Annotated in this window: 7 protein-coding genes; 1 reads left to right on the top strand and 6 read right to left on the bottom strand. The window is 69.5% G+C overall.

The features are described 5' to 3' along the window. Positions 1-256 precede the first annotated feature (256 nt). The 3 genes from ABH937_RS21330 to ABH937_RS21320 are packed head-to-tail and all read right to left on the bottom strand — an operon-like array spanning position 257 to position 2747. On the bottom strand, positions 257-1285 hold the full coding sequence (locus ABH937_RS21330) for a GNAT family N-acetyltransferase (RefSeq protein ID WP_280690565.1): 1029 nt from the start codon (positions 1283-1285) through the stop codon (positions 257-259). Continuing rightward, on the bottom strand, positions 1282-2256 hold the full coding sequence (locus ABH937_RS21325) for a sporulation-delaying protein SdpB family protein (protein ID WP_280690566.1): 975 nt from the start codon (positions 2254-2256) through the stop codon (positions 1282-1284). The genes ABH937_RS21330 and ABH937_RS21325 overlap by 4 nt, the downstream gene beginning before the upstream one ends. After that, complete coding sequence (locus ABH937_RS21320) at positions 2244-2747, bottom strand: SdpA family antimicrobial peptide system protein (protein WP_280690567.1); 504 nt, start codon at positions 2745-2747, stop codon at positions 2244-2246. Before ABH937_RS21320 ends, ABH937_RS21325 begins: the two co-directional genes overlap by 13 nt. 403 nt (positions 2748-3150) lie before the next feature. On the opposite strand from ABH937_RS21320, the gene ABH937_RS21315 reads away from it, so the two are divergent. Then, the gene (locus ABH937_RS21315; RefSeq protein ID WP_280690568.1) at positions 3151-6246 is read left to right on the top strand and encodes a BTAD domain-containing putative transcriptional regulator; all 3096 of its coding nucleotides are present in this window, start codon (positions 3151-3153) and stop codon (positions 6244-6246) included. A gap of 249 nt (positions 6247-6495) precedes the next feature. Here ABH937_RS21315 and ABH937_RS21310 read toward each other — a convergent pair whose 3' ends face one another. From ABH937_RS21310 to ABH937_RS21300, 3 genes are read right to left on the bottom strand one after another with little or no spacing between them, the layout of a single operon-like run. Beyond that, positions 6496-14790, bottom strand: a complete 8295-nt coding sequence (locus ABH937_RS21310) for an amino acid adenylation domain-containing protein (protein ID WP_370219117.1) — start codon at positions 14788-14790, stop codon at positions 6496-6498. 20 nt (positions 14791-14810) lie between these two features. Continuing rightward, on the bottom strand, positions 14811-17120 hold the full coding sequence (locus ABH937_RS21305; protein ID WP_370219116.1) for a methyltransferase domain-containing protein: 2310 nt from the start codon (positions 17118-17120) through the stop codon (positions 14811-14813). Beyond that, complete coding sequence (locus ABH937_RS21300) at positions 17117-21745, bottom strand: SDR family NAD(P)-dependent oxidoreductase (protein ID WP_370219115.1); 4629 nt, start codon at positions 21743-21745, stop codon at positions 17117-17119. The genes ABH937_RS21305 and ABH937_RS21300 overlap by 4 nt, the downstream gene beginning before the upstream one ends. Positions 21746-21761: the final 16 nt, after the last annotated feature.

Here is a 21761-nt window from a genome sequence, read left to right as displayed (position 1 = left end):
CCCGCAGTGCCCCTTCAGTGCCGGATACATCCAGGCGGAACCGAGGGAGGTCCAGCCTGATCCTGGTCAGGCGTAGGGCGTTGTCCCATTCCCAACTCTCGGTCGGGTCATCGACGGTGAGCGAGGCGGTGGCCGGGTCCAGTCGACCTGGATGTGGAAGTTGGAGTGCGGCCCGTTGACCACCACCGTCGACTCTCCGAGGTGGCCGCGTGTGCGTACGGCGGGGCGTCATCCCGCCGGAGGCACGAGGTTGGAGTCAGCCCATGCTGGGAGCGGCGGCCAGTTCTTCGGTGAGCCGTTCCGTCGTGGTCTCAATCCAGTCCAGGGTCCGAGCCGTGTGGTAGCCGAGCGCGCGGTTGATACCGATCATGTGGCTGTTCGTCGTGGCCGTGGTGGTGCAGATGCGCTCCAGGTCCGGTCGCTCGTCGTTGAGCCGGCGCATCAGTGCGGCCTTGATCGCCCGGCCGAGCCCGTGCCCTCGGTGCGCGGCGAGCACCGACGTGTCGTGGACGTAGCCGATCTCGCGGCGGTGCGGGTAGTTGTGGATGACGTGCGTAGCGACGACCTGACCCGTTGCCTCGTCGATGGCGACGACAACCCGCTGTTCCGTGCCGGCGTCCAGCAGTTCGCGGTCTGTCACGCGAACCCGCTCCGAGGTCCAGACGGTCTCGCGGTAGCTCAACTGACCCATCGGAGCGTCGTGGATGGCCTGCCGGGCCAGGGCATAGGAGTCGACGAGGTGATCGGGCGCCGCACCGGTCCAGTGGACCAAGCGGTAGCCGCTGGGGACGGGAACGTCCCAGAGCGTCTCCGGAGCCGTCGCGATGACCAGGACCTGCATCGACATGCTGTGGGTCACGTCGAATCCGAGGTGCTCCGCGCGCCGGGCACCGGCCGAGCCGGGCTTCACCGGAAAACCGAGCACGGTGGCGCGCTGGGTCTCCTTAACCGCGGGCATCACGAAGCGGAGCAGATCGGTCCCGATACCGCGGCACCGCAGCTCGGGGTGCACGTTGACCTCGATGCTCGCGATCCCGCTGTTCTCGCCCTCGGGAAGCGCAAGCTTGACCGAACCGGCCAGGCGCCCGTCCACGTAGCCGACCCAGAAGCGGCACAGCCCGTCCTCCAGCGGTGGCGTACGCAGCCGACCGATCGAGGTCTCGTAGGTCAGCGGCGGGTCCTCCGGCGTGTCCGCCGCCACGCATGCTGCCCGCATCGCGAAGTAGTCGGAAAGGACGCGCTCGGAAGCACTCGCCGGGTCGAGCGGCTGAATGTCGAGAATCACCGAATCTCCATGATCTCTGCAGGTATATTCATTGCCATTGGCTGGAAATCGCCAGGCAGCGGCCTGTCGGCCGCCTCCGCCTCGGAGGCATCTGCCAGAGCGAGCGTATGACTGTCGCCGACGAGCAGGGTCAACACCAGTGCTATCATGACGAGCCCGAAACTGACCAGCCCCATCGCGACCATAATCCCGCCGTGCAGCAGAACCGCGAGGCAAAAAGCCGTTCGGCGAGCTCTTCGCGGTGACAGGGCGGCTGCGGCAATGGCCAGTTCGATGGCCAGGGCACCCCAGGTGAGCAACCTGATGGCGCTTTCGGAGGCCAATAGCGGGCCGAGTGCCTGTCGGATTCCCGGCGGGAGCCCGTAGAACGGATCCACGAGGACCGTGTACATCGCATGGCCGCTCCGCCACTGCGCCGTACAGAGCTTCGAGATTCCTGCGGTGAAATAGATGATGGCGATCTGGCAGCGAATTGCCCACCAAGCGGCATAGGAACTACCGGCCCACACCGGGGCGAGCGGCTCACTCGGCCGGGTCCAGTGCCAGATCCGCGTGTCGCCCAGAAGGAACGGCATCATCAGCATGGTTCCGGCGAGCGCGGCCTCCTCGGCGCCACTGGGCATCGTCATGCTGACGCTCAGACTCCAGGTGACGAACCAGTGAGGCGCGCACGTCCAGCGCGGACGATATCCGCTGACGACGAGAACAAGGACGGCGATCGCAATCAAGCGGCTACTGAGCAGGCCGGCCGGAGTGGATCCGGCAACGCACCACAAGGACAGGTCGTGAGCGCCGTAGCAGCGCATGCCACTGGACAGGCCAGGCTGGTAGGTGAACAAGCTGTGATCAGGGGTGAAGACGATGCTGATCAGCTCGGACAGTGCCAGAACTGATCTGGCAAAGGCCAGCGGCAGGCCCCGTGGGTCGAAGCTCGCGGCCGACGCGAGAGCGCGATCCGTCAGCCGGCGCATTCGATTTCACTGTTCACTGTCCTGATGATCTTCCAGTCGCTCTGCCAGAAACGGGTATTCGTCGTCCAACGCGTCGGGCTCTCCACCGAGATCAAGACGTGGCCGCAGACGGACGGATGTGAGGTGTGATTGACACTGCGGACAACAGGAGCACGCAGCGCCATGGACCTGCACGCGGCAGGGGTGAGTTCGGTGCAATCCAGCCAGTCGCCGGCGGCGATCTGGTGGGTGAGGTTTCCCAGTTCGACATAGCGCGCATACGCCGAGCGGCTCAGGCCCCAGTCCGTGGACTGCGCCATCTGCAGCTGGGGGGCGGCGGTCAACTGACCGCCGTCCCCCACGAAGAGTGCCACGCTGGCATCCGTAGTCGGCTGCTTGGCAAAGAAGCCCCAACCCTGAGGCCACATCACCGTTATGGAGGCACGCTCCGTCTGCAACCAACCCGGCACCAACCGGGCTGGTAGCAACTGCGTGGAAGAAGTGAGCAGCATGACGAGGAGCAGGGCAGCCGTGAAGTAGAACCCCTGAGTACTCCGGGATGTGGTAGCCGCTCCTCGCCGTGCCATCACTGGCAGGAAACGCAGCTCAAGTTGGCCGGCACAACTGCAGAGCTGTGCGTCCCGGTGGAGACGGCGCCCACCAGCACCATGCCGACGAGTGCGCCAATTATCACAAATCGCATCTGTATTCCCCGTGTTGATTAATCGTTGATCCATCGTTGCCCTGGGCAGCCGATGGATCAGAACCTACCTGACTCCGCTACCGGCAGCCTACTGATGAGCTAACCTTACGATCGGCTGGCGCGCGATCATGGTGCCGCAGGAGCCAGGAGTACGCGCGTCAGGTGGTCACGGCTTCCCTCCGGACGTAGCCGAGCACGACATGGGGGTGCGGATGGATCTCGACGTTCGGCTGTTGGGGCCGCTGGAGGTCGAGGTGGCAGGCGACCTCCTGCCGCTCGGAGGTCTTCGTTCGCATCGACTGCTCGCCGTGCTCCTGTTGAATGCCAACAGCGTCGTGCAGGTGGACCGGTTGGTCGATGTGATGTGGGAAGCAGCACCACAGTCGGCACGCCAGCAGATCCACAACACGGTGGCGGCGTTGCGTCGTGCCATGGCGCCGGTGGCCGGGTTCGACATCGTCACCACTCAACTCGGTTACCGGATCGTCGTGGACAGCGACCGGCTGGACCTGACTCGGTACCGCTCCGCAGTACGGCAGGCCGATCGGGCGGTGGCCGACGGCGAGCTGGGGACAGCGGTCTCCTTGCTCACCGGGGCACAGGGCTTGTGGCGAGGGTCGGCGCTGACGGGACTTGGCGGCGAGTACTTCGCCAACGTCGGAACCCGGCTGGCGGAGGAGTACCTCTCGACGACCGAGCTGCTCATGGACCTGCATGTCCAGCTGGGCGAGAGCGCCCGTGTCGTGGGCGAGCTCATCGAACTGGTCGCATCGCACCCGTCGCGGCAGGCGCTCCGCGCGACACTGATGGCCGCTCTCCACTCCACCGGTCGGCAGGCCGACGCGCTTGAGGTCTACGAGGAGGGCAGGCGGCTGCTCGTCGAGGAGTTCGGGCTCGACCCGAGTGATGACCTCAAAGCACTGCACGAGCGCATCCTGCAGGGACTGTCAGTGGTCGAACCTCCCGCAGTGGAGCGCCCGTCGGCTCCACCAGCAGCCCTGGCGGCCCCGGATGCCGCCGGCCTGCCGGTGCCGGCGACACGACGGTTCCTTCCCCATGACCCCCGCGAGTTCTCCGGGCGCCAGGACGAGATCCTCCAACTCATGGAGGACAGCCGGCAGACCGAATCGGTCTCGCTGGTCATCTCGGCGATCAACGGGATGGGCGGGATCGGGAAGACCGCGCTCGCGGTGCGCTTCGCCCACACGGTCGCGGCCGACTACCCCGATGGTCAGTACTTTGTCGACCTCAGGGGGTTCACCGTCGGTGTGGAGCCGCTCAGTCCGGAGGACGCCCTCGGCCACCTGTTGAGGCAGTGCGGACTGCCGGATGAGCTGATCCCGCCGGGCCTTGAGGACCGCACCGCTACCTGGCGCAGTCTCATGGCCGACAAGAGAGCGCTGGTACTGCTGGACAACGCCCTCGGCGTCCAGCAGGTCAGGCCGCTGCTCCCCGGTACGAACGGCCCACTCATTCTGATCACCAGTCGCCGTCGTCTGCCGGCGCTGGAGGGCATCGTCCCACTGTCACTCGACCTGATGCCGCCCGCTGACGCGGTCGCGCTGTTCATCCACATCGTCGGGACCCGGCGTCTGGCGTCCGATGAGGAGGGTGTCGCCGAACTCGTCGAGCTGTGCGGGCGCCTGCCACTGGCCATCCGGATCGCTGCCGCACGTTTCCGTGAGCGGAGGAGCTGGACGGTGCCGTACCTCATCCAGCAACTCAGCGACCAGGAAAAGCGCGCCAGGTTTCTGGACTTCGGCGACCGGAGCGTGTCAGCGGTCATCTCGATGTCCTACCGCTGCCTTTCGGACGACCACCGTCGGCTCTTTCGCCTGCTGAGCCTCCACCCGGGCCCCGACTTCAGTCCGCCCGTCGCGGCGGCCCTTGCCGCACTGCCGATCGACCGGGCCCAAGAGATTCTTGAGTCGCTGTTCGACGACAACCTCGTCCTCCAGGAGCAGCCGGACCGATACCACTTCCACGACCTGGTCCGTGACTACGCGTCGCGGATGTCTGTGGAACACGACAGCGACGAAGGCAGAAGCGAGGCCCGCAGGCGGCTGTTCGACTACTACCTGCAGACTGCCTCGACTTGGTGTGCGCCGCTGGCGATGGGGCCGTTTCGCGTCACACCGACCATCGCCCACGCCGTCACCGGCATACCTGTGCCGGCATCGGCCACCGACGCCATCGAGTTGCTCACCGAAGAGTCGGCCAACCTCGTCGAAGTCGCCCGGACCGCGCTCAGTGACGGCCCTTCCGGCGTGGCCTGGCAGTTGGTCTGCGCCATCCAGCCGTTCCTCCGGAGGACCAACTATCCGGGCGCGGCGCTCAAGCTCTTCGAGGACGCGGTCGAAGCTGCCCGGTCGGCCGGGGACGAGCACGGCGAGGCGCTGATCCTCATCGGGCTGGCCGGCGCCCTACGACAGCGAGGCCGTAGCTCGGACGCCCGGGTGGCCCTGGAAGCCGGCATCGAGATCAGCAGACGCGGGGACGATCGGTACACGGAGATGTACCAGCTGACCGAGCTCGGCATCCTCAAGATCAACGACGAGAGTTTCAGCGAAGCGTACGACTGCTTTCACTCGGCTCTCGTCATCGCTGGGACTCTCGGCGACCAGCAGCTGAGTGCGGTACTGAACAACAACCTGGGTGTTGCCTGCCGAGAGCTGGGCCGCAGTTCGGAGAGCTTCGAGTACTTCTCCCTGGTGCTGGACGACCACCAGGTGGCCGGCCGGGACCTGTCGGAGGCCTTCACCCTGGTGAACATCGGGCTCCTGCTCGTGCGGGAAGGACGCTCCGAGGAGGCAGTCGACTACTTGGACCGTGCTCTGAAGATGGCCGACGGCGAAACCCACGTGCACCTGGCTGCTGAAGCGCAGGTGGTCCTGTGCGAGGCGCACAGAGCGCTCGGCGATGTCCCGCAGTCCTTCGAATACGGTCGTGCTGCTCTTCGCATCAGCCGCGAGCACAAGCTGCTGGAAGCCGAGTGCTTCGCATTGAACGGGCTCGGTGAGGCCTACCTGGCCGTGCGGGACCTGGACAACGCAGAGGTGACTTTTCGCCATGCCGCCAGCCTGTCCCGGGAAAGGAAGCTGCGTTCGTGCGAAGCCAGGGCGCTGGAAGGCTCCGCGCACATCGCACTGTACCGAGATGATCAGGAGGTGGCGATCCGCCGATTCCAGATCGCCAGTTCGACCTACCCTGCTGATGCCGCAGAGATAGCGAACTCCCGTGTCCACCTGGCCGATCCGGCATCCCCGGGCGTTCGCTGCAAGCGCTGCTCCGGCCCGGTCGAGCAGTGAATCCGCCCCTGGCGACGTCGACTGCCACGGTCAGGGGCGGTCCCGTGAAGACCGCCCCTGACCGGGCATCGACCCCGTACAGGCCCTAGGGCCTGTACGGCGGATCTTTCCGGGCCCGCGACGCCGGGCATCCCGGCTGGACGCACGCCCGAATCGCCCAAGTACGTCCAGTACGAGGACGACTCGGGCGCACGCCCAGCCGGGCGCCCAACGCCGCGGGCTCATCCGAAAAGATCCGCCGTACAGGCCCTAGTCGAGGGCAGCAGCCCGGATCAGCTCGGCCAACTCCCCCACCTGCGGTCGATGCAGCACGTTGTGATGGGTGCCGGGGATCTGCCGGGCGCGAGACTCGGGCGCCCACACGCCCCACCCCATCGCACTGTCCCCCGTCCGATCGCCGCCCTGTTCGGCGCGGTAGACGTGCACCGTGCCCGGGTACGGCTGGAGCGTGCCCGGCGTGACGAGGTCGAAAATCCGGGCCTCGACCAGGAACAGCCGGGCAATACGCTCGACCTGGTCCGCAGGAACCAGCCCACGGCCGGCGATCCAGCGCACCGCGGCCGCGTGTCGCACCTCCTGTGTGCCGTCGAACAGCTCCGTCGGCGGAACGGGAAGGTCTTCGGCGCGAAGCCCGGGTCGGTTGAGCAGTGCACCGAGCAGCTCGTGCGGTGGGAAGACCACCGGCATGTCAGGCCGCGGCGCTTCCGCCTCGATCACTCCGACGTACCGCACCTCCCGGCCCGCCGCTGCCAGTTGGCGGGCGACGACGACGCTGATGATGCCACCGCCGGACCATCCGCCGATGCGGTAGGGACCTTCGGGCTGGACACGCAGGATCTCCGTGACGTACCGCGCGGCGAGGAGCTCCAGGTCCGTGTAGGAGTCAGGCCCCTCGAACAGCATCGGAGCCTGCAGCCCGTACGAGCTGGTGCGCGGACCGACCAGACGGGCCAGTTCGTGGTAGCACAGGACGGTCCCGCCCAGCGGATGGATCCAGAAGAACACCGCCTCCGGATCCTCCACCACGTGCAACGGCACCACCACCGCGTCCTCCTCGGCGCTGTGGTCCGCCCCGGTGACCGCCTCGGCGAGACGCTCCACCGTGCTGGCGCTGACGATCGCGTGCAACGGCACGGCGACCTGGAACTCTCGTTGGATGGCGGTGACGAGGTGGATCGTCAGCAGAGAGCTGCCGCCAAGCTCGAAGAAGCTGTCCCGGACCCCGATCCGCTCGATCCCCAGGATGCGCTGCCAGATCTCGGCGAGCCGCCGTTCCACCGCGTCGCGCGGTTCGAGGTAGGGCGTGCGCAGGTCAGGACGCTCGTACCGGACCAGTCCGGCCACCGTCGGTTGCTCCTGGTCCCAGTCCGACCGCACCCAACGGGCGAGCCTGCTGCCCAGATCGGCGGTGGAGACCACGATCTGGGTCGACGGCCGGCCACGCAGCAGGCGTTCCAGCACGGGGCCGCCGTCCTCCTGGCTCATGGCGAGAGCCGCAAGGGACTCCCCGAGCACGACACCGCTCCCCGTCTCCGGCAGACCGTGCGGCAGCGGCCGCCAGCCCTCCCAGTTCACCGCCAGCCAGGTGGCGCCGGTGAGCCTGCGCTGCCGGTGCGCGAACAGGTCGAGATGGGCGTTGGCCGCAGCGTAGGCCGCCAGACCCAGACCGCCCAGCACCGGGCTGAGTGAGGAGACCAGCAGAACAAAGTCCAACGTGAGTCCGTCGGTGACCTCGGCCAGCACCTGCAGGCCCTCGACCTTGGAGCGGACCTGCTGATCGCAGGTGCCGCGATCGAGCTCGTCCAGTGCCAGCGCCGGGCCCTCGGCGACCGTGCCCGCACAGTGGAGGACACCGTTCAGCGCACCGAAGCGGTCGGTGACCTGGCGGATCACCTCGCGCATCTGTGCCGGGTCGGCCAGGTCCGCGGCGAAGGTGAGCACCTCGGCCCCGGCCTCTTCCAGCCGGCTTACCGCCGCGATCCTCGAAGCCACCAGCGAGTCCGGCTCCCCACGAAGGAGGCTCGGCCACTGTGAGCGGGGTGGCAGGGCTTGGCGGTGCACCACTGCGAGCTTGGCCGACCGCGCGTGGGCGAGATGCGCGGCGAGAGACTGCCCGACCGTTCCAAGGCCGCCGAGCAGCAGGTAGACGCCGCCTTCCCGGAGCAGGCTCGGACCGGCCTCCGGGAGCTGGACGGGCTCGTAGTGCTGGACCCACCGGTCCTCTCCGCGATACGCGACGTCGGCGGGCAGCAGGGCCGGCTCAGCCGCGAGTTCCGCGGCCAGCTGCGCCGCGAGTCGCTGTCCGGCCTCGACCGTCGGCGCCGCTTCGACGTCGACCAGACGGGCATGGACCCCCGGAATCTCCTGGGGGATGACTCGGCAGGCCCCCGCGGCCATCGCGTGCTCCGGAACCAGATCGGGTTCCCCAGCCACCGCGAGCGCGCGGTTGGTCACCACGGTGTACCGAAGCGGACCGGTGACCTGGCAGCGGAGCAGCGCGCGGGCGAGGAACAGCACACTGTGCAGGCTGCGTCCGCGCACGTCCGGCCGGGCCGTGGGAACGGCGCAGAGCGTGTGGACCAGGTGTGCGGGGAATCCCCCCGACGTGCTGCGGACGACGGAGACCAGCCGCTCCGCATCCTCGGGCGAGGACAGGTCGAAGGCGAAGTGCTGGGATCCCAACTGGGTGAAGCTCTCGCCGGGTTCAGCCGTGACCACGAGGTGCCCGCGCTCCCGCAGCCAGTCGGCGAGCAGCGAGCCGAGCCCGTCGGGATCCGTGACCACCAACCATGAGCCGGGCTTCTCGTCGGGGTCGGCCACCGGCCAGGACGTGCGGGTCCAGCCGGCGGAGTAGAACCAGCGCGAGACCTCCGGCAGGCGTTCGGTGGCATCGGCCGCAGCTCGGACGGGCTCGCTCGGCACGTCCAACCAGTGCCGCTTGCGCTGGAAGGCGTAGGTCGGCAGAAGCACCCGGCTGGGCCGCTCAATGCCGGCCGCAGCCAGCTCCACCGGAACTCCCGCCAGCCACAACCCGGCGAGGGCCGCGCTGAAGCCGTAGCTCGCGGGCACGTCCTCGGCCCGCCGCCCGAAGACGGGAAGTACGACGGCGTCCGTCGGTCCGGCCGCCCCGGGAGAGGCCGCCCCCTCGCCGCCGAGGGCGTGCTCGCTGTCCAGTGACAGGTCGATCACGGGACCGTCCAGGTCCTGGGCAAGCGCCTCACGGAGGTCGGGCGCCGTCGGCTCCACCACCTGGGCGGCCCAGAAGCCCGGGTCCGTCGCCTCCTCGGCTTCCACCCACCGGCCGCGAGCGGCGCAGTACAACGCCAGCGCGGGGTGGGCCAGCGGTACCCGGCGCAGCTCCTGGGACGCCGCAGCGAGCCGGGCATCCGGCGCGGCTTGCGCCACAGCGAGCGCGACCTCGAAGACGTCGGCCACGGGGAGGACCCCCGCAGCCGCGGCAGCCAACAGGGCGCCCAGTCCCGTGCCGAGTGCAGCCGAGGGCCGTACCCCGTGCTCTGCCAGCGTCAGGGTCAGCGCATGCTGCGCCACCAGCACCGCCGTCTCGGAAAGCGACCGGGCCTGGTCCGCTCGCCCCGGGCTGCCCATCAGCTCCGTACGCACCCGACCGGCGACCCGGGGCGTCAACGCATCGCACAGCGCGCTCAGATGACGACGGAACGCGGGAAGCTCCGCGACCAGTCCCGTGAGGAACTCGGTACCGACGCCGTTGCCCGCCGGGCCGTAGTACAGCGCGACGCCGGCGTGGTCCACCGTGTCGTCCACGTAGGACCGATCGCTGCCGGCCGCCATGACCTGGTGGAGGAGGGTGGTGGCCTGCTCGGTGCTGTCGGCGATGACGACGCGGCGGTACGGGTGCTGGGTGCGTCCGTACTGGAGGGTGTGGGCGATGTCGGGGAGGGCCAGGCCGGCGTTCCTGCCGAGGTGTTCGGCCAGCCGGGCGGTGGCCTGGTCGAGGGCCTGCGGGGTCTTGGCGGACAGCGGCAGGACATGCGGCCGCCGGGTGGCGGGCGGCGTCGCGCCCCGCTCGGGGGCCTGTTCGAGGATGACGTGGGCGTTGGTGCCGCCCATCCCGAGGGAGCTGGCGCCGGCCCGGCGCGGGAGGCGGGTGGCCGGCCAGGGCGTCACGCTGGTCGGCACATGGAACGGGGTGCGGTCCAGGTCCAGATGGGGATTGGGCTCGGTGTAGTGGAGCGTGGGCGGGATGACGCCGTGCTCGACGGTGAGGATGGCCTTGATGAGGCCGGTGACACCGGCAGCGGCGTCGAGGTGACCGATGTTGCTCTTGACCGAGCCCAGCGCACAGCTGGCCGGTGCCAGAGCGGGGCTCGCGCCGAACGCCTCGCTGAGCGCCGCCACCTCGATGGGATCCCCGAGCGAGGTCGCGGTACCGTGCGCCTCGACGTAGCCGATCTCCTCAGGGCGCGTTCCGGCCGCTCGCAGCGCGCCGCGGATCGCCGCGACCTGTCCTTCGACGCTCGGAGCGGTGTAACCGACCTTGCCTGCACCGTCGTTGTTGACCGCGGTACCGGTGATCACGGCGTGGATGGTGTCACCGTCGGCGAGGGCGTCCTCCAGCCTGCGCAGCACGACCACCCCGGCGCCACTGCCCGGCACGCTGCCGGCCGACTTCGCGTCGAACGGCCGGCAGTGCCCGTCAGGAGAGGTGATCCCGCCTTCCTGGTACAGGTAGCCGCGAGCCGGGACGAGGATCGAGGACCCTCCGGCCAGTGCCAGGTCGGTCTCGCCGTTGAGCAGCGCCTGAACGGCCAGGTGCACGGCGACCAGCGACGTCGAACAGGCAGTCTGCACCGTGATCGCGGGACCCCGGAGGTCGAGCTTGTACGCCACCCGGCTGGCCGTGAAGTCCTTGTCGATGGCCAACCCCAGCTGGAACCCACCGGTCTCCTCCAGGCGGTGGATGTTCGGCAGGAGGTTGTTCCACGCGTAGTCGCCGAAGCCGACTCCGGCGTAGATGCCGATCAGCCCGGGGAACCGCTGCGGATCATGGCCCGACCGCTGCAGAGCCTCGGTCGCCACCTCCAACAGCAACCGCTGCTGCGGATCGAGCAACTCCGCCTCACGAGGCGAGAACCCGAAGTACTCCGCATCGAACTCCCCCACCCCCCGCAGGAACCCCCCACGAGCCACGTACTCCGGCCGCGCCACCTTCTCGGCCGGCACACCCGCAGCCTCAAGCTCCTGCGCACTCAGCGTCGAAATCGACTCACGACCACCGAGCAGGTTCTCCCAGAACTGCTCGACATCCTCCGCACCCGGAACACGGCACTGCATACCCACCACTGCGATCTTCGGTCCGGTGCTCGCCGGGGAGGGCGGGGCGGCCTCGGGCAGGACGACCTCCGCCGACGTGGCACTCGACCGGCCGCCGGCCTCGATGTGCCGGGCGATCGCCGCGACCGTCGGGTGGCTGAAGAAGTCGACGATGGGAATCTCGTGTCCCAACTCGGCTGCCAGGATCGAGCGGACCCGCAGCAACAGTAGGGAGTGCCCACCGACGTCGAAGAAGTTGTCGTGCCGCCCGACGCGGTCGAGGCCGAGCACCCTGCTCCACACCTCAGCGATCCGTGCCTCTGTCCCGGCCAGCGGAGCGGTCGCCCGGCCAGGGCGCTCCGCCGGCTCGGCGGCCGGCTCCTGTGCTGTCAGCGCGGCACGATCGATCTTGCCGTTGGGGTTGAGCGGGAACGCATCGATCACCACGAGTCGACCCGGGACGAGGAACCGGGGTATCCGCTCGGCCAGTTGGCCCAGCACCTGGTCGGTATCGACCTGCCGGCCCGGCAGCGCGGTGAGGTAGCAGACCAGGATCTCGTGCCCCTGCACGGCCCGCGTGACCACCGCCACGGCCTGGGCGACGTCGTCGCAGGTCCTGGCGACCGACTCCAGCTCGCCGAGCTCGATCCGCACTCCGCGCAGCTTGGTCTGTGAGTCGCCGCGCCCGTGGTACTCCAGTTCCCCGTTGCTGTTCCAGCGGACCGAGTCGCCGGTGCGGTACATGCGGGCGCCCGGGGTCCGGTCGAACGGATCAGGTAGGAAGCGCTCCGCGCTCAGGCGCGGGTTGCCGATGTAGCACCGCCCGGTGGCGGGGCCGCCCAGGTACAACTGCCCCGGTGTGCCGATCGGCACCGGGCGCAGGTCGGCGTCCAGCACGTAGGTCCGGACGCCGCGGATCGGCGCACCGATGGGAACGGAGCCGTGCTCGGCAGCCCCGGGAAAAGCCGCTGTGGACGAGCACGCCGCTTCGGTGACCCCGTAGATGTTGACCACCCGAAGTCCCGCGATCCGGTCACCGAGCCGGCCCACGAGCTCCGCGGGGAGGGCCTCGCCCGCGAGTACCACGGTCTCCAGAGTCGCCGGAAGGCCGCCGGCACGCACCAGTTCGGCCGCGATCGACGGAACGGTGTGCATCGCACGCACCGGTACGGGGAACGGAACGGCGGCCAGGTCGAGCGCATCCCGCGCAATCAGCAGCGTGCCGCCGTGCGAGAGCGGAATGAAGAGCTCCATGACCGAAAGGTCGAAGCTCGCCGAGCAGGTGGCGGAGAACCCGGCGAGTTCCCCGTCGGAGAACAGCTCGCGTCCGTAGGCCATCAGACCGACCAGGGAGCGGTGTTCGTTGGCCACTCCCTTGGGTGTCCCGGTCGATCCCGAGGTGTAGATGACGTAGCACAGCTGGGCACCGGTCACCGGAACCTCGGGACGAGCCGTCGGGACGCCGCCCTGCTCGGCGTGTCCGCCGTCCAGCGCGACCAGCGCCAGCCCCTCGGTCGGGAGATCGGCCAGGAGCTCCTCATGACCGACGACCGCGGCGGCGCCGCTGCTCTCCAGCATGTGGCGCAGCCGCGCCGGCGGGTAGCCCGGGTCCAGCGGAAGGTACGCAAGACCGGCCTTCATCACCCCGTAGAGGGCGACCAGCAGGTCCACGTCGCGATGTGCACACACACCGACCGCGGTCTCGGGAGCGAACCCGTGCCCGATCAGGCGGTGAGCCACCTGGTTGGCGCGCGCATCGAGTTCGGCATAGGTCAGTGTCCTCTTGCCGTCGCTCACGGCGATCCGGTCCGGGAAGCGGTCCACCGACTGCTCGAAGCAGCCGTGCAGGTGCGGCGGCAGGTCGAAGGAGTCCGTCGGCCCGGAGCACCATGCGTCCAGAAGGCGTTCTTCGGCGGCGCCGAGCACCGGCAACTCGCTGATCGGGTCGTCGGGGCGCGCGGCGGCGCCGACCGCCGCCGTCACCGCACGTTCGCCGAGCCGGGCCATGGCGGGCTCGTCGAACAGCGCGGTGTCGTATTCGAAGACGCACCGCACCGAGCCGTCCTGGCGCTCGATCAGCACGACGTTCAGATCGAACTTGGCCGTGTTGTTGGGTACGAGGTCGTAGTCGATGTCCAGTGCACCGAGTTTGATCTGCTCCGCCGGCGCGTTCTGCAGCACGACCATGATCTGGAACAGCGGGTTCCGCGACGGGTCGCGGACCGGCGCCAGCTCCTCGACCACCTTCTCGAACGGCAGGTCCTGGTGCTCGTAGGCTTCCAGGCAGGTGGCACGGACCCGCCGGAGGCACTCACGAAAGCTCGGAGCGCCCGACAGGTCGGAACGCAGGATCAGCGTATTGACGAAGAAGCCGATCACCTGGTCGAGCTCAAGCCGGGTACGGCCAGCGATCGCCCCCGCCACGCTGATGTCGGTCTCGCCGGTCGAACGGGCGAACACCGTCTTGAACACCGCCAGCAGAGCCATGTACAGGGTCGCCTGCTCCTGCGCCGCCAGGTCGCGCAGGACCTGGACAGCCGACGCGGGGATGTCGAAGCCGTAGCTCGCGCCGAGGTGTTCTGCCGACTCCACGCGCTCACGGCTGCTCGGCAGCGCGGTGATGCCGGCGCCCCGGAGCTTCTCGCGCCAGTAGGCCAGGTGCTCGTCGAAGTCGCCGGCGTCGAGCAGCTCCTGCTGCCAGAGGGCGTAGTCGGCGTACTGGATCCCCAGCTCGGGCAGCTGTGGCTCCCGCCCGCCGGTGTAGCCCTCGTAGAGGGTACGGAGCTCCCGGAAGTACACGTCCTGGGACCACGCGTCCGTGATGACGTGGTGGCTCATGATGAGGAGCTGGTGCTCCTCGGGTCCCAGCACGAGCAGCATCTGACGCTGCAGCGGGCCGGTCGCGAGGTCGAACGGCCTGCGTGCCTCCTCGGCGACGATCCGCGCGCGCTCGTCCTCGCGTGCCGCGGGCGGCAGCCCACTGAGATCGGTCACCGTCAACGGGATCCTCAGATCGGCGTGGATGACCGCCAGGATCTCGCCGTCCCGTTCGACGAATGTGGACCGCAACGACTCGTGGCGAGCGACCAGGCCCTCCAGCGACCGCTCCAGTGCCCCCAGGTCCAGCCGCCCACGCAGTCGAAGCGTCATGGGAACCACGTAGAAGGGGTTGCCCGGGTCCAACTGCTGGGTCAGCCAGAGTCCTCGCTGCGAGCACGAGGTGGGCATGGCGAAGGCATCGCTGTCCGGCATACTGCGTTTCCTTTCGGGACCTAGGGCGTGTCTGACGGCTTGCGCGCAGCAAGCATGAACATCTGCCCGTGAGCGTCGGGAAGCTCCTGGTAGGCGAGGTCCAGGTCGATCAACCGCTGGAGCTCGAAGGTGTGGTCCGCTCGTCTTCCGATGTCGTATCCGACGGAGTCCGGGAAGACGCAGAAGGGGTCCACCCGCACCACGTCGAGTCCGGCCGTCTCGACGTCCCTGCACAGGTCCGTGCGGCTGCGCAGGTTCTGCCAGAGCAGGTCGATCTGCGCGGGCGTGTACATCGTGAGGAAGTCGACCCGCCTGGATTCGGGATCCCAGGTCGAGCAGACGAAGTGTCCGCCGGGGCGCAGGACCCGGTTGACCTCGCTGAGCACCCGGGGCAGCAGCGGGAGCGTCAGGTGCGAGAGCGTGCCCATCATGCAGGTCACGAGGTCGAAGCTGGCCGCGGCGAAGGGCAGGCGGGTCGCATCCCCCACGACCAGCGGGATGTCGTCGTCGCTGTACAGGCGCGACGACCTCGCATAGCGAACCGCTTCGTACTCCAGCTCGACACCGAAGCTGCGGAAGCCGAGCTTCTTGAGGACGCGCGGGTAGCGGGCGGTTGCGGTCCCGATGTCCAGGGAGGTTCCGGTGATCTTCGCCTCTTTGACGAATGCCAGGCTGTGAATGATGTCCAGCCACTTCTTGACCTCGTCCGCCGGCGGGGAGAAGTCGTAGGCGAGATAACTCGCCAGCGGCACCCGCGGCTGCGGCGTCGCGGCCAGCTTCCCCAGCACGCTGTCGACCAGGACACCACCGTGCAGCAGATGTGTGCGGTAGTCGGCATCGGTGTCGTGGTGCGCCCACGGCCTGGGAGCGGGGAAACCGCCGTCGGCGGATGGCGGCCGGCCCCCGGTGGTCGTCGGCTGGTCCGGATCGGTGCCGAGCGGCGAGAGCGCGGCGATGCGGCGGAACGTGTCCCGGTAGTCGACGTTCCATCCCGCGACGGTCTGGTAGACCGACCGTGCCTCGACGACGTCACCCTGCCGCTCGTACGACTGCGCGAGGTTGTACAGGGTGATGAGGCCGCCGCGTTCGATCCGCCGCTGATGGATCCTCTGACGGCTGACCTGGGCCGCCATCGGCATGTCCAGTGCCTCGAAGCACAGGCTCGCACAGGTCAGCGCCTGCGAGGTGAAGTCGGCGTCGGCCGCGGCCCGCTGGTAGTGGCCGATCGCCTCCAGGTGAAGCCCGCGCCCGTGCAACAGGTCCCCGAGCAACTGCCGCTCCGGGCCGCGGTCCGGACAACTGACGAGATAGTCCCCCAGCACCGCCATCACGGCGTGTTCGGCCTGCCTGGCCTGGTCGGCCGGCGCCCTGTGGACCGCGTCGAGCAGGTAGCGGTGACCATAGGTCAGCACCCCGAAGGCGCTGCACAGGTCGAGCAGGTCCGCCAGCGCGTTCTCCCTGCCCTCGACGAACGCCCGCTCCGCCGCACGCAGTCGGGTCAGGCGGCGACAGGTCAGCCGGTTCTCCAGGACGACGACCGAACCGTCACCCGTACCGACCACCGCCGTCGCGCCGTCCGCGCTCAACGCCGTGGACCACGCCTCGCCGTCACCGGACCAGCTCCAGTACTCCTCCGCCCTGCAGCCACCGAGGACCACCCGCCCGTCGACGCTGCCGACCAGGACCAGCTCTCCGTCCGATGTCGCGGAGGACGAACACACCGTGGCGGCCGGCGCGGTCACACCCGCCCACGCGCCGCGGCTCCCGTCCGGCCACTCGGTCCGCGCTCCGGCGTCGGATGGGGCCGGTGCGCGGTCGGCGGCCTGGTAGCCGCGACCGCCCCAGACATACCGGTGCGCCCGGCCCGAGCGGAGGAGGAGTTCGAGGAACCGTCCGTCCGCACTCAGCGCCACATGCTCGACTGCCTCGGTGTAGTCCTGGTGGAACAGCTCACCGCCGGCTTGGTCGAAGACCGTGACCGAGCCGCTCCGTTCCCCGGACAGCGAGGTGCCTACCGCGACCCGACCGCCGCCGCAGGCGAGCGCGGTGCTCGGTTGCCCGGCCATCGGCTCGGAACGCCACAGCAGACCGCCCGCGCCGTCCAGCAGGTGCAGTCGTCGGTCCGCCGAAACCGCAGCGACCCGCCGGCCGTCCTCGTCCACCGCCACGCAGAGGACCGCGTCACCGGCTCGGTAGAGCGCTCGTTGCGCGAACGGCGGGGCCGCCTCACCGGCGGCCGGCCACCGGACGTCGGCCGGGGCGAGGACGACCGCGCTGCGGGATTCGGGTGGCTCGACGACAAGGAGCTCGTCGTGGCTGCGAGTCGTCACGGCTGCTCCCCCGCGGCCGGGTCGCGAAGGCTGGTCCGGTACTTGTCGCGGGACACCGCGATGATGGGCCGGGACCGGCGACGGTCGCTCACGCGGTCCCGGGCCTCCCGTACGACCATGGCGAGCCCGGCCAGCGTCGGGTGGGTGAGCAGCTCGTGCAGTGGTACGTGCACACCGAGCTCCTCACTGATCCGTGCCACCACCCGGGTGGCGATCAGCGAATGGCCCCCCAGTGCGAAGAAGCTGTCGTCGGCCCCGATCTGACGCACTCCCAGGAGCTGCTGCCAGATCTCCCGGAGCGCCAGTTCCAGCTCGTCCGAGCACTCCCGGTAGTCCGTCTGGAGCACCGGCCGATCGTGCAGCGTCTGGTCCGCGGCCGGGTCGCTGCTACCGCCTGCTTCGGCGCGCCAGGCGCCGGTCACCCACTGCGCGATGCGGCTGTCCAGCGGACCAGTCGACACCACCACCTGGGGAACGAAGGGGTTCCCGAACAGGCGGGCCATCACCTGCCTGCCGGCTTCGTCGTCGATCAGGTACTCGGCGAGCGTCGCCGCCGTGCTGGCGTCCTTGGCGGCGTCCCCGAAGGTCCATCCCTCCCAGTTGACGGACATCCAGCTCACGCCCGTGCGCTCGCTCTCGCGGTGCGCGAACGCGTCCATGTGGCAGTTCGCCGCGGCGTAGGGGTAGTAGCCGATACCGCCCAGTACCGAGGCGATGGACGAGTTGACCAGGACGAAGTCCAGCGGCTTGCCGTCCAGGCAGTCCGCCAGGACCCGCAGACCACGCACCTTGGCGGCGAAGTGCCGCTCACATGCCTCACGATCCACCAGATGCATCGGCACGCTGGCGCCTTCGTTCACCATTCCGGCCGAGTGGACGACACCGGTGAGCGGGCCGAACCGGTCCTCGACCTGGGCGACCGCGGCTGCCAGGGCCTCGGGCGAGCTGATGTCGGCGGTGACCGTCATCACCTGCGCACCCGCCCCCTCCAGCTCCTTCAGTGCGGCCACCGCGTAGTCGAGCCGCTCGTCGCCGCCGGACGCCCAGTCCTGCCAGTCCGCCTGTGCCGGCATCGGAGTACGTTGCAGGAAGGCGAGGTTGACGTCGGTGGTGGCAACGAGCTGCCGGGCCACCATCCGTCCCAACGGCCCCAGGCCACCGATCAGCAGGTAGGTGCCGCCCTTTCGGACGACGGACCGGCCGGTGTCCTCGCGGAACCGCACCGGTTCGAACGCCTGGACCCAGCGGTGCGGCCCACGCAGGGCCACCGCGGCGTCCGCGGGGGCGGCCAGCAGCTCGGAGACGAGCGGTCCCAGGACAGCCGGCAGGGCGTCGGGGCCGGTGACCCCGACGATGTCGATGGTGCGAGGACGCACGTGCGGCAGTTCCTGTCCGAGGACCCGGCAGGCGCCGCTCAGCATGGCCCGCGCCGGATGCGGATCGAGCTCGCCGCTCACCGACTGGGCACCCGCGGTCACCACACTCAGCTCGACCGATGCGACCTGGCCGACCGCCGTGAGCGCCTGTGCCAGGTAGAGCAGGGAGACTACGTCGTCCTGCTGGCCGTCGTGGCCCGCCGGCGGCAGGGTCGCGGCGAGTGCGTTGACCAGCCGTGGCGCAATCCCACCCGGCGTCGCAGCCAGCGCGTCGAGCAGGCCGACCACCGAGTCGGGCCGCATCGCGTCGTACCGGTACACGCCATCCGCTGTCCGCTCCACCTGCTGCCCTGCTCGGCTGATCGCCAGCTGGACGTCCGCGCCCCGTCGGCGCAGGGCATCGGCCAGGGCGGTGCCCATGGCCGCATCGGCCGCGAGGACCAGGAACGGCGTCTCACCGCCGGTGCCCGGCTCCAACGGCATCACCCGGCGCCAGGACGGCAGGTAGAACCAGTCGGAAGGGTCCTTGCGTCGCCCGGTGGCCACCGGAGCGACCCCCGCGTTGGCCTTCAGCCAGTAACTGCGACGCTGGAAGGGGTAGGTGGGCAGTGCCACGCGACGCTGCACCGGCGCCGGCTCCGAAGCTCTCGCGTCCCCGCCCCAGCGGATGTCGGCGCCCCGCAGCCACAGCCGTCCGAGCGTCGCACGCACCGTGGTCAGGTCGTCGTCAGCGCTGCTGCGGCCCGGCAGCCCGGGCAGGACCAGACCCCTCGGTGCACCGGCCCGGGCCGGGTGCTGCATGGCGAGGCTTCCCAAAATCTGGCCCGGCCCGATCTCGACGATGATCGGCGCCTCATCCAGGTCCCACACCTCGGCCAGGTTGTCGGCGAACCGGACCGGCTGGGTGAGGTGACGAGCGAAGTAGTCGGGGTCGGTGGCCTCCTCCTCGCTGAGCCAACCACCGGTGACGTTGGACAGCACCGGAATGGCCGGGGGGCGCAGCTCGAACCTCGAAGCCAGGGTGCGCAGTGCATCCGCCGCGGGCCGCATCATCGGCGAGTGGAAGGCATGCGACGTGGGCAGCGTCCGGCTGGCAACGCCGTCCGCGGTGAGCTGCTCCGCGAGCGAGCGCACCGACTCGGACGAGCCCGACACGACGGTCAGCATGGGCCCGTCGATCGCGGCGAAGCACAGGTCCGGCAGTGCGGCGAGGTAGGGCTCCAACGTCGCCGTGTCGGCCAGGACGGCCACCATCGAGCCGCCGGGGAGCTCGTCGATCAGAGCGGCACGGCTGGCCACCAGGGAGAGCGCCTCGTCCAGTGCCAGGACCCCGGCGACACAGGCGGCCGTGTACTCGCCGATGCTGTAGCCGCCGACCGCGGCCGGCTCCACGCCGTAGCTGCGGTAGAGCTGGGCCAACGCGTAACCAAGCACGAAGGCGAACGGCTGCGCGAGCCGGGTGAGACTGAGGTCGGGGGCGTCGTGCGAGCCGTCCCCCGGCTCCTGGAAGACCTCGGTGAGGTCCGTGCCGAGCATCGGACGCAGGATGCTCGCGCACGTGCGGAACTCGGCCCGGAAGACCGGCTCGTGCTCATAGAGCTGGGCGGCCATCTCGGGGTAGTGGTCACCGACACCGGAGAACAGGAGGACCACCGGGCTGCGGCGCTCCGCCACCCGGTCGCTGAAGACCGCCGCCGGATCCGCCTGGTGGAGGAGGGCGGTGGCCTGCTCGGTGCTGTCGGCGATGACGACGCGGCGGTACGGGTGCTGGGTGCGTCCGTACTGGAGGGTGTGGGCGATGTCGGGGAGGGCCAGGCCGGCGTTCCTGCCGAGGTGTTCGGCCAGCCGGGCGGTGGCCTGGTCGAGGGCCTGCGGGGTCTTGGCGGACAGCGGCAGGACATGCGGCCGCCGGGTGGCGGGCGGCGTCGCGCCCCGCTCGGGGGCCTGTTCGAGGATGACGTGGGCGTTGGTGCCGCCCATCCCGAAGGAGCTGGCGCCGGCCCGGCGCGGGAGGCGGGTGGCCGGCCAGGGCGTCACGCTGGTCGGCACATGGAACGGGGTGCGGTCCAGGTCCAGATGGGGATTGGGCTCGGTGTAGTGGAGCGTGGGCGGGATGACGCCGTGCTCGACGGTGAGGATGGCCTTGATGAGGCCGGTGACACCGGCAGCGGCGTCGAGGTGACCGATGTTGCTCTTGACCGAGCCCAGCGCACAGCTGGCCGGTGCCAGAGCGGGGCTCGCGCCGAACGCCTCGCTGAGCGCCGCCACCTCGATGGGATCCCCGAGCGAGGTCGCGGCGCCGTGCGCCTCGACGTAGCCGATGGTTGCCGGAGCGGCGTCCGCTATGGCGAGCGCCTCGGCGATCACCCGAGCCTGGGCGGTCTTGCTGGGGGCGGTGTAACCGACCTTGACAGCGCCGTCGTTGTTGACCGCGGTACCGGTGATCACGGCGTGGATGGTGTCACCGTCGGCGAGGGCGTCCTCCAGCCTGCGCAGCACGACCACCCCGGCGCCACTGCCCGGCACCGTGCCGGAGGACTTCGCGTCGAACGGCCGGCAGTGCCCGTCCGGAGAGAGAAGTCCGCCCTCGGCCACTTCGTATCCATGACCTGACGGGTAGATCGAGGCCCCGCCGGCCAGAGCCAGGTCGGTGTCACCGTTGAGCAGCGCCTGAACGGCCAGGTGCACGGCGACCAGCGACGTCGAACAGGCGCTCTGCACCGTGACGGCCGGACCCCGGAGGTCGAGCTTGTACGCCACCCGGCTGGACGCGTAGTCCTTGTCGCCCGACATCACGACCTGGAGCATCGGAAACTCGGCGAGCACCTCGGGGTGGCTCATTACGTTGTTCATCAGGTATCCCGGGAAGCCGACTCCGGCGTAGATGCCGATCAGCCCGGGGAACCGCTGCGGATCATGGCCCGACCGCTGCAGAGCCTCGGTCGCCACCTCCAACAGCAACCGCTGCTGCGGATCGAGCAACTCCGCCTCACGAGGCGAGAACCCGAAGTACTCCGCATCGAACTCCCCCACCCCCCGCAGGAACCCCCCACGAGCCACGTACTCCGGCCGCGCCACCTTCTCGGCCGGCACACCCGCAGCCTCAAGCTCCTGCGCACTCAGCGTCGAAATCGACTCACGACCACCGAGCAGGTTCTCCCAGAACTGCTCGACATCCTCCGCACCCGGAACACGGCACTGCATACCCACCACTGCGATGCCGTTGCTGGTGGCGTCCATAACCCTCATCTCGTCGATGCTGCTG

It is taken from the genome of Kitasatospora sp. GAS1066B (assembly GCF_041262605.1).
Taxonomy (GTDB): Bacteria; Actinomycetota; Actinomycetes; order Streptomycetales; family Streptomycetaceae; genus Kitasatospora.
Note: the sequence above shows the minus strand (reverse complement) of the source record. Positions and strands in the feature narration are given on the sequence as shown.

Bases quoted from the DNA above. Each gene is read 5' to 3' on its own strand.
- ABH937_RS21310 (WP_370219117.1), bottom strand. From the start codon at position 14,790: ATGCCGGACAGCGATGCCTTCGCCATGCCCACCTCGTGCTCGCAGCGA.
- ABH937_RS21315 (WP_280690568.1), top strand. From the start codon at position 3,151: ATGGATCTCGACGTTCGGCTGTTGGGGCCGCTGGAGGTCGAGGTGGCA.
- ABH937_RS21300 (WP_370219115.1), bottom strand. From the start codon at position 21,745: ATGAGGGTTATGGACGCCACCAGCAACGGCATCGCAGTGGTGGGTATG.
- ABH937_RS21325 (WP_280690566.1), bottom strand. From the start codon at position 2,256: ATGCGCCGGCTGACGGATCGCGCTCTCGCGTCGGCCGCGAGCTTCGAC.
- ABH937_RS21320 (WP_280690567.1), bottom strand. From the start codon at position 2,747: ATGCTGCTCACTTCTTCCACGCAGTTGCTACCAGCCCGGTTGGTGCCG.